This window comes from Coleofasciculus sp. H7-2, assembly GCF_042747725.1.
In the GTDB taxonomy this organism is placed as follows: Bacteria; Cyanobacteriota; Cyanobacteriia; order Cyanobacteriales; family FACHB-T130; genus FACHB-T130.
Map to the genome: position 1 here is coordinate 1 of NZ_JBHZGO010000014.1, position 2,677 is coordinate 2,677.

Genomic DNA, 2,677 nt, shown 5'->3' on the forward strand with positions numbered 1-2,677 from the left:
TGTCAGCTTTTAGAACAGCTATATCCTATCGGTTTGTCCGTTGGCTTCAGGAGAATACTGACGTATTTGCCTTACACCTAGCCCATTTAGGGCTTGTTTGGGCTTGAACAAAGTTCAAGTCCCGTTAGGGTTGTGAGTGGAAGAAGATGTTAGTTTTCTTGCATCAACTCAACCTGCAAGAACAGCGATCGCACTAATAGGAAGATCACGTGGTATAGTCGCCACCAGAACTTGCCAGGATCAGGCGAGAGGGTGGGATGGCTGAGTCAAACCCAATGTCAGCGATAAATAAGAAAGACACACCGATACCGAAAATTACTGTGTGTGGATTTGTCAGGTTGAACGTATTCACTCCATCAAGGGCGATCCGATGTTCTCCTGTGATGAGCAAGTCATTGAACTCTTGTACTTTGGATGATCCATTAGGAAGATCACGTGGTATAGTCGCCACCAGAACTTGCCAGGATCAGGCGAGAGGGTGGGATGGCTGAGTCAAACCCAATGTCAGCGATAAATAAGAAAGACACACCGATACCGAAAATTACTGTGTGTGGATTTGTCAGGTTGAACGTATTCACTCCATCAAGGGCGATCCGATGTTCTCCTGTGATGAGCAAGTCATTGAACTCTTGTACTTTGGATGATCCATCGTAAACGTGAACGTTGCGAATGCTCCCTTGCTCGGACTCAAACATGAGGAAGACACGGATCAAGTTCGACCGAGCATCGTTAAGGATAACTGGCGTCGGGAGCGCAATATGAAACCAGCTAGCTTTACCAGGCTTTACCTGCATGTCAGCACCCCACCCAAAATGCCCGACGCGATTCAAGTTCTCCGGATTCTCAACAGTTAGAGCGTTTCCATGAACCCAACTAGCGTGAAAGCCCATATTTTTCTCCTCTTTATATTATTTGACAGATTTTTTGCATCAGTTTATCTGAAGCAATTGGTTGAGCCTAATGGCTAACATCACCAGATATAGACAATACCGAAACAAAACCAGAGATTACTCATGCGGTATATGCGATGGTTAGGCTGCGATCGCTCACATTACGCAAAGTAGGTACTCATATAACAGCGTCCAGCCTGTACCCCTAACGCTTCGGCCAGATCAATCGCTTCCGATGTCAGGTTATACGAATCGAACGCATCCGAACTCGTGTGGTACACGACACTGATCGTGGCCCAGTGCCGTGCGTGGTGTAACGGGTAGACAGCCTCTCGCACATAGCCGTGGATGTTGTATGCCGCAGTCGCGTTGGTCACGAATGGCGTATCAAGCCCCAGATTCTTCAGCCATGATTGGAGAAATAGCAGGTTCTGGTGGACTTCAGCCAGATAGTCGCGATGGTAGACGGCGGCGGCGGCATAAGAGCCCGTCGTGCCGTTAGCGATCACATCGCTTTCCGCCTTTGCTAGACTTTCGGCAACTTTGTCGATCACCTGTTGAAGAGCTTGCGGAGTGAGCGACGCGCACGGGTCTACCCCGGCTAGCGCTCGCGCACTGGGGGCACCGGCAGGCAATGGCGGGAGCAAGATCGCCGAGGGGGCGAGCGTCGTCGGAAGAGGTGAAAGCTTGGGAATCTTCGTATGGTACATTATCTTTCTCCTTCAGTGGGTGACTGTGGGTACTCTTGGATTTGTGGCTCGTTCGCCGCACCCGATAGCGATAAAGTCTAATGAGCCTTTCAAAATTAACTTGTATGACTAATATCATTGCGATCCATCTGGGAAGGCGATTCTAGGTTTGAAGTTACGCAAGTTATTTCTGTAAGCGTCCTAACGACCAGCGTCACCGATTGCAAGGGACTTGAACGAAGCAAAAAGATTATCGGTCAATCCGGTACACGCAGTTGTTAGGGTGCGATCGCTGCAACAGTGGAAGTCGTTAAGGTTGTGAGTGGAATTTGACGTGCTTACCTTTATAGGAAGCTGTGGCGATTGATGCGATCGCTTCCCTGGTATGCAGATACCAAAGGGTCATCGCATCGTTTCAAGGGGTTGAAATGAGGGTATCCGCCACCTCGACACATTGAAACTAATTGTTCTGGCGTTGTCACAGATGACTTTTGAGCGATTGTGAAACCTCCACCTAGGAGTAAGGCTGTTGAAGCTAGCAAGGCGATTTTACGATTAGTTCTCATGAGAGTTCCTCTGTTTTTGTTAGTTTTTATGACAGCCTAATTAACGTGACAGCTAATTTATTAGGCTTTCATTTCCTGCTTCATGTCTACTATGGTTACCGATCAGAACTCGATATGATAACTGGGAAAGTTCTGGAAGTGGCAATCAAGAAATCAGACAAAGTTGGGTCAAAAATTGCTTTTGAAGCAAAAAGTTTGGAAAAGTCAGGTAAGTTACCCAATTGCTTCATCCAGAGGACTTACGCAAAACACAACGAAAGTAGCGGTAATTCATGAATTACCGCTACGGAATAATCAGCTTCTCAACCACATCTTGCGTAAGTCCTGATCCATTGAAGAGGTTGGGTTGATGTTAGGAAACCCAACCCATCAAATTCGCGATTGCATTGATGATCCTACAGAGCACCAGAGAATACTTGCTTGAAGTTCCATCCGGTGCCAACTTTTTTGCCGCCGTCACCCGCTGTCCATCTGAAAGTGCCGTCAGCTCTTCCATCGTGGCGATACCACATTAAGTCGCCATTATCTTTGA

Annotated in this window: 4 protein-coding genes; all 4 read right to left on the minus strand. The window is 47.5% G+C overall.

Going from position 1 to position 2,677, the window contains the following annotated elements:
- Positions 1-205: 205 nt before the first annotated feature.
- The gene (locus tag ACFW2W_RS02280; protein WP_378172782.1) at positions 206-391 is read right to left on the minus strand and encodes a hypothetical protein; all 186 of its coding nucleotides are present in this window, start codon (positions 389-391) and stop codon (positions 206-208) included.
- A gap of 40 nt (positions 392-431) precedes the next feature.
- On the minus strand, positions 432-890 hold the full coding sequence (locus ACFW2W_RS02285) for a DUF6623 family protein (protein ID WP_378172785.1): 459 nt from the start codon (positions 888-890) through the stop codon (positions 432-434).
- Between the two features lie 161 nt (positions 891-1,051).
- On the minus strand, positions 1,052-1,600 hold the full coding sequence (locus ACFW2W_RS02290; RefSeq protein ID WP_378172788.1) for a hypothetical protein: 549 nt from the start codon (positions 1,598-1,600) through the stop codon (positions 1,052-1,054).
- A gap of 323 nt (positions 1,601-1,923) precedes the next feature.
- The gene (locus ACFW2W_RS02295) at positions 1,924-2,145 is read right to left on the minus strand and encodes a hypothetical protein (RefSeq protein WP_378172790.1); all 222 of its coding nucleotides are present in this window, start codon (positions 2,143-2,145) and stop codon (positions 1,924-1,926) included.
- Positions 2,146-2,677 lie beyond the last annotated feature (532 nt).